The sequence below is a fragment of the Monashia sp. HAY1-5C genome (assembly GCF_056755255.1).
The window spans coordinates 1-227 of record NZ_JBPGXG010000538.1; the positions used below are offsets into that span (position 1 = coordinate 1).

Sequence of the window (227 nt, forward strand, 5' to 3'; positions counted from 1 at the left end):
TCCGTCGTCGGCAGCGTCAGATGTGTATAAGAGACAGCCCCGACGCCGTGGGGGTAGCGGATGCGGGTCACGGCGCGATCGCGCAGGTGCGGCAGGATCACCGGGGCGACGCGCGCGTAGTAGTCTGTCTCTTATACACATCTCCGAGCCCACGAGACGGAGCTACATCGAGGGGGTCGTTTTTTTGTGTGGGAGGGGGGGGGGGGGGGGGGGGGGGGGGGGGGGGG

General features: G+C 68.3%; 1 pseudogene. It reads right to left on the reverse strand.

Features of this window, described 5'->3' with window-relative positions:
- Positions 1-113 (reverse strand): annotated as a pseudogene (locus ACR9ZK_RS22695) (non-homologous end-joining DNA ligase); the annotation flags it as partial.
- Positions 114-227 lie beyond the last annotated feature (114 nt).